This is a genomic window from Mesorhizobium sp. M7A.F.Ca.CA.001.10.2.1, from assembly GCF_003998575.1.
Taxonomy (GTDB): Bacteria; Pseudomonadota; Alphaproteobacteria; order Rhizobiales; family Rhizobiaceae; genus Mesorhizobium.
This window is the reverse complement of record NZ_RZQY01000396.1, coordinates 1-5,491: the sequence shown is the minus strand read 5'-3', so window position 1 is coordinate 5,491 and position 5,491 is coordinate 1. Positions and strand designations below refer to the sequence as shown.

Here is a 5,491-nt window from a genome sequence, read left to right as displayed (position 1 = left end):
GCGCCATGACTAAGGAGGAGGCCTACAAGGTCCTTGGTCTTGAAGCGGGGGCCGCCGCGGCGGATGTCCGCAAGGCGCACCGCCGCCTGATGCAGCGCCTGCACCCCGATGTCGGCGGCACGTCTTTCCTGGCGGCGCGGATTAACGAAGCCAAGGACGTCTTGCTCTCCAATCACAACTAGTCTCCTTCGACGCAGAATTTTTCCGGGAGATGGCTTGCACGCCGTCCTACTGCTGGACGGCGTAGCACTCGATGTTCTTCTTCTTCAAAGCGGTACAGGCCTTCCAGGCGGCGGTCTTCGAACCGAAACCACCGAAGCGGGCGCGGTAATAGGTGACGCCATCCTTGTCGAAGGCGACAGTGAAACCGGAAGCGTCCGCCAGCACCTTGGGCGCCTGCTTGGTGGTCTTGTCGAGAAAGGCCTGGGCCTCGGACTGCTTGGGCGACGAGGCGACCTGAATGGCCCAGCCCGACGGCACCGACGCGGTGTTGACCGGGTCGACAGCCGCCGGCGTCGGCTCGGCATAGGCCGCTACCACCTGGGCCGTCGCGACCTGGGGGGCTGAAACGATGACGGTCTTGACCTTTCTGGTCTTGACGACGGGAGCTGCTTCCTCGGCCTGCGCGGTGTCGTCTTCGGCGACCGTGGCGTCCTCGGCAACGATGGCATCGTCCTGCGCTATGACAGGCTTGTCGTCCGGTGTCGGAGCGTCATGCTTGGGCAGAAGAACCTTGGCGAGGGCGGTGATCGGGTTATTGCCACCGGCCTTGGCGACCAGATCGCCACCGCCGCGAGTCGATGCCCTCGGCAGATAGGTGTTGATCAGGTTGGCCATCTGATTGTCACGGCTGCCGCCCGAGGTGCCGCCCATGACCACGCCGACGATGCGGCGATTGCCATCGGAAACCGACGAGACGAGGTTGAAGCCGGAGGCGCGGGTGTAGCCCGTCTTGATGCCGTCGACACCCTTGATACGTCCAAGCAGGCGGTTGTGGCCGTTGATGCGCTTGCGTCCGTAGAGAAAGGAGCGCTGCGAGAAATAGCCGTAATACTGCGGAAAATGCTCGCGCAGCGCGATGCCGAGCGTCGCCATGTCGCGCGCGGTGGTGAACTGGCCGGGGTCGGGCAGGCCATTGGCGTTTCTAAATACGGTGCCGTTCATGCCCAGCGCACGCGCCTTGGCGGTCATCATGCGGGCAAAAGTGGTTTCATTGCCGCCGAGCATTTCGCCGAGCGCGGTGGCCGAGTCGTTCGCCGATTTGGTGACGATCGACAGGATCGCGGTCTCGACCGTGACGGAACCGCCCGGCTTCACGCCAAGTTTCGTCGGCGCCTCGGCGGAGGCCTTGGCGGAAAACACCACTGGCGTGTTCCTGCTGATCTTGCCCTTCGCCATCGCTTCGAAGGTCAGATACAGCGTCATCATCTTGGTCAGCGAAGCTGGGTAGCGCCTGCCGTTGGCATCTGCGGAGTAAAGCACCTTGCCGGTCTTGGCATCCACGACGATGGCCGCCTGCCTGGCCGCCAGCGACGAGGCAACGTCGCCAAAAACGAATGTCATCGCCAAGGCGACGATCATCATCGTTTTGAGAGGGGAGGTGGATTTGGAAACGATGCCCAACAACGCCTTACGCACTGGTACTTCCCTTGGATTTCTTCGTTGCGTTGGAGGCGGCAAAGGGTCCTGCCTCGCTTCCGGTCAAGCTACCGGCGCAGCGTTACCAATCCGTTTATGGTAACCGCCGCGTTCACCATTTTCTTCGGGCTTGAGGTTCTCTTTATTCGATTTTTAGCCATTGGCTGCGCAGGCGGGCCCGCAAGCCCGCGGAATCTTGACTTTTGTGCGGCGCACAATATATTATCTTGCATTGCACAAGGGCGCCCCGAAGAAGGACGCTTCAACCGTCAAGGGAATCGTGAAATGACCCAGACCTATGAGGACTTCAGCAAATACGGCAAAGAGTTCGCCGACACCGGATTGAAGAGCTTCGCGTCGCTGTCCAAGGGCGCGCAGGCGATTGCCACCGAGGCTGGTGAATACACCAAGAAGAGTTTTGAAACCGGCAGCGCCACTGTGGAGAAGCTGTTTTCAGCCAAGTCGCTGGAAAAGGCGATCGAGATCCAGTCGGACTACGCCAAGCAGTCTTATGAGGCGTTCGTCGCCGAGGCCACCAAGATCGGCGATCTGTATGCCGAACTCGCCAAGGAAGCTTACAAGCCATTCGAATCGATCGTTGCCAAGGCGAAGTAATTTCGCCCGGGCGAACTGATTTCGCCTGACGTGACCCAGATTGAGCCTTTGAACCCGAGAAAAAGCCCGGCCGCGGAAACGCGGCCGGGCTTTTTCGTGTCAATTTTCGCTCCAGAGCCTCGCGCCCCTTCACGATTGCGAAAATCGTCCAAGTTTGGTGACCTAGCCATATTGTCAGCTAACCAGAAGGGCTTAAAATCGTACATCGAACACCTACATGTCGCACTCGCATGGGGAATCGAAAGAGGCAGGAATACGTGACTTCAGGTTTGACTGCCACGAGACGCGTGGTGCGAATGCAAGACGGCGACGGTAACGGCAATGGGGCCGGCCGTGGGACGGCCGTCATCACGCGCACCAAAACCAAGACCAAGAAGCCCAGCCTTTATCGGGTCCTCATCCTCAACGACGACTACACTCCGATGGAGTTCGTGGTTCACGTGCTGGAGCGTTTTTTCCAGAAGGATCGCGAAGCCGCCACACGCATCATGCTTCATGTTCACAATCATGGAGTGGGCGAGTGCGGGGTCTATACATTCGAGGTGGCCGAGACCAAAGTGTCCCAGGTCATGGATTTCGCCCGACAGAATCAGCATCCGCTGCAATGCGTGATGGAGAAGAAGTGAGGTAACATGCCGGCTTTCTCCCAAGGCCTGGAAAAGGCGCTTCACCAGGCGCTGACGCTCGCCAATGAGCGGCACCATGAATATGCAACCCTAGAACATCTGCTGCTCGCGCTCATCGACGACACCGAGGCGGCCGCCGTCATGCGAGCCTGCAATGTCGATCTCGATGAGCTCAAGCATACGGTTCTCACCTATATCGACACCGAGCTCGACAACCTCGTCACCGGTTACGACGAGGACTCCAAGCCGACGGCCGGTTTCCAGCGCGTCATCCAGCGCGCGGTGATCCATGTGCAGTCGTCCGGCCGCGAGGAAGTATCGGGCGCCAACGTGCTCGTCGCCATTTTCGCCGAGCGCGAGAGCCATGCCGCCTATTTCCTGCAGGAACAGCAGATGACCCGCTACGACGCGGTCAACTACATCTCGCACGGCATTGCCAAGCGTCCGGGCGCGTCAGAGACACGCTCGCCGCGCGGTGCGGACGACGAGCAGGGCGGCCAGAACGGCGCCGAGCCGCAAGAGGAAGGCGGCAAGAAGAAGCAGCAGCAGGATGCGCTGACGGCTTATTGCGTCAATCTCAACAACAAGGCCAAGGCCGGCAAGATCGACCCGCTGATCGGCCGCGAATCCGAGATCAACCGCACCATCCAGGTGCTGTGCCGCCGCTCCAAGAACAACCCGCTCTATGTCGGCGACCCCGGCGTCGGCAAGACTGCGATCGCCGAGGGCCTGGCCAAGCGCATCGTCGAGGGCGACGTTCCCGAAGTGCTGCACAACGCCACCATCTTCGCGCTCGACATGGGCACGCTGCTCGCCGGCACGCGCTATCGCGGTGATTTCGAGGAACGGCTGAAGCAGGTCGTCAAGGAGCTCGAGGATTATCCCGGTGCCGTGCTGTTCATCGATGAGATCCACACGGTCATCGGGGCAGGGGCGACATCAGGCGGCGCCATGGATGCGTCCAACCTGTTGAAGCCGGCGCTGTCATCGGGTGCGATCCGCTGCATCGGCTCGACCACCTACAAGGAGTTCCGGCAGTTCTTCGAGAAGGACCGTGCCTTGGTGCGGCGCTTCCAGAAGATCGACGTCAACGAGCCGACCATCGAGGACGCCATCGAGATCATGAAGGGCCTCAAGCCCTATTATGAGGAGTTCCACAAGGTGAAGTTCACCAACGAGGCGATCAAGGCCTCGGTGGAACTGTCGGCACGTTACATCAACGACCGCAAGCTGCCGGACAAGGCGATCGACGTGATCGACGAGACCGGCGCCTCGCAGATGCTGGTGCCGGAAGCCAAGCGCAAGAAGACCATCGGCATCAAGGAGATCGAGGCGACGATCGCCACCATGGCCCGCATCCCGCCGAAGACGGTTTCGGCCGACGACGAGAAGGTGCTTCAGGGCCTCGATATCGAGCTGAAGCGCGTCGTCTATGGCCAGGACACCGCGATCACCGCGCTGACCTCGGCGATCAAGCTGGCGCGTGCCGGCCTGCGCGAACCGGAGAAGCCGATCGGCTCCTACCTGTTCTCGGGTCCGACCGGCGTCGGCAAGACCGAAGTTGCCAAGCAGTTGGCCGCGTCGCTCGGCGTCGAGCTGATCCGCTTCGACATGTCGGAATATATGGAACGCCACACCGTCTCGCGGCTGATCGGCGCGCCTCCGGGCTATGTCGGCTTCGACCAGGGCGGTCTTCTGACGGACGGCGTCGACCAGCATCCGCATTGCGTGCTGTTGCTCGACGAGGTCGAGAAGGCGCATCCGGACCTGTTCAACATCCTGTTGCAGGTGATGGACCACGGCAAGCTGACCGACCATAACGGCAAGCAGATCGACTTCCGCAATGTGATCCTGATCATGACCACCAATGCGGGCGCGTCGGATGCGCAGCGCGCGGCGATCGGCTTCGGCTCGACCAAGCGCGAAGGCGACGATGTCGAGGCGATCAACCGGTTGTTCACGCCGGAGTTCCGCAACCGGCTCGATGCGATCATCCCGTTCGGCTCGCTGCCGGTGCCGGTCATCCATCAGGTGGTGCAGAAGTTCGTCATGCAGCTCGAGGCCCAGCTTTCCGAGCGTGGCGTCACCTTCGACCTGTCGGCGGATGCGATCGCCTGGCTCGCCGACAAGGGCTATGATGAGCGCATGGGAGCGCGGCCGCTCGGCCGTGTGATCCAGGAGCACATCAAGAAGCCGTTGGCCGACGAGGTGCTGTTCGGCAAGCTCAAGAAGGGCGGCACGGTGCGCGTCACCGTCGAGAAGAAGGAAACCGGCGAGACCGGCCTGAAGCTCGAATCGCTCGCCGACGAGGCGCCGGTGAAGCCGAAGAAGGAAGAGCCGGAAGAAACGCCGAAGCCCAGAAAGGCCGTGGCGAAGAAGCCGGCGGCCAAGAAGCTGGTGGCGCAGAAGCCCGAAGCCAAGGGCAAGGACGGCGGCAAGCGCAGTCTCGTCCCGCAACTGCCCAGAAAGAACTGACCTTGAGGAAAGTCGAAAAGCCCCGGAAACGGGGCTTTCAGACTGCTGACAAACCCCTGGCATTTGCTGGGGGTTTTTGATTCACTGGGTCATGTTGAAGCGACCCGCCCCTGAACAGACCGCGCTCGAGATGGTGA

Annotated in this window: 5 protein-coding genes; 4 read left to right on the top strand and 1 reads right to left on the bottom strand. The window is 61.2% G+C overall.

Annotated features, from left to right (window positions below):
* On the top strand, positions 1 to 182 hold a 182-nt coding region (locus EN964_RS22735), incomplete at its 5' end, for a DnaJ domain-containing protein (protein ID WP_164775936.1).
* A 46-nt stretch (positions 183 to 228) separates the two neighbouring features.
* On the opposite strand, the gene EN964_RS22730 is transcribed toward EN964_RS22735, so the two are convergent.
* Complete coding sequence (locus tag EN964_RS22730; RefSeq protein WP_127269294.1) at positions 229 to 1,638, bottom strand: D-alanyl-D-alanine carboxypeptidase; 1,410 nt, start codon at positions 1,636 to 1,638, stop codon at positions 229 to 231.
* Between the two features lie 285 nt (positions 1,639 to 1,923).
* On the opposite strand from EN964_RS22730, the gene EN964_RS22725 reads away from it, so the two are divergent.
* The 3 genes from EN964_RS22725 (at position 1,924) to clpA (ending at position 5,354) form a co-directional block, all read left to right on the top strand.
* Positions 1,924 to 2,253, top strand: a complete 330-nt coding sequence (locus tag EN964_RS22725; RefSeq protein WP_013531776.1) for a phasin family protein — start codon at positions 1,924 to 1,926, stop codon at positions 2,251 to 2,253.
* 296 nt (positions 2,254 to 2,549) lie between these two features.
* A complete protein-coding gene (clpS, locus tag EN964_RS22720) occupies positions 2,550 to 2,879 on the top strand; it encodes an ATP-dependent Clp protease adapter ClpS (RefSeq protein WP_023812950.1) in 330 nt (109 codons plus the stop codon).
* Between the two features lie 6 nt (positions 2,880 to 2,885).
* Positions 2,886 to 5,354, top strand: coding sequence for an ATP-dependent Clp protease ATP-binding subunit ClpA (gene clpA, locus EN964_RS22715; protein WP_127258970.1), 2,469 nt, complete (start codon positions 2,886 to 2,888; stop codon positions 5,352 to 5,354).
* Positions 5,355 to 5,491 lie beyond the last annotated feature (137 nt).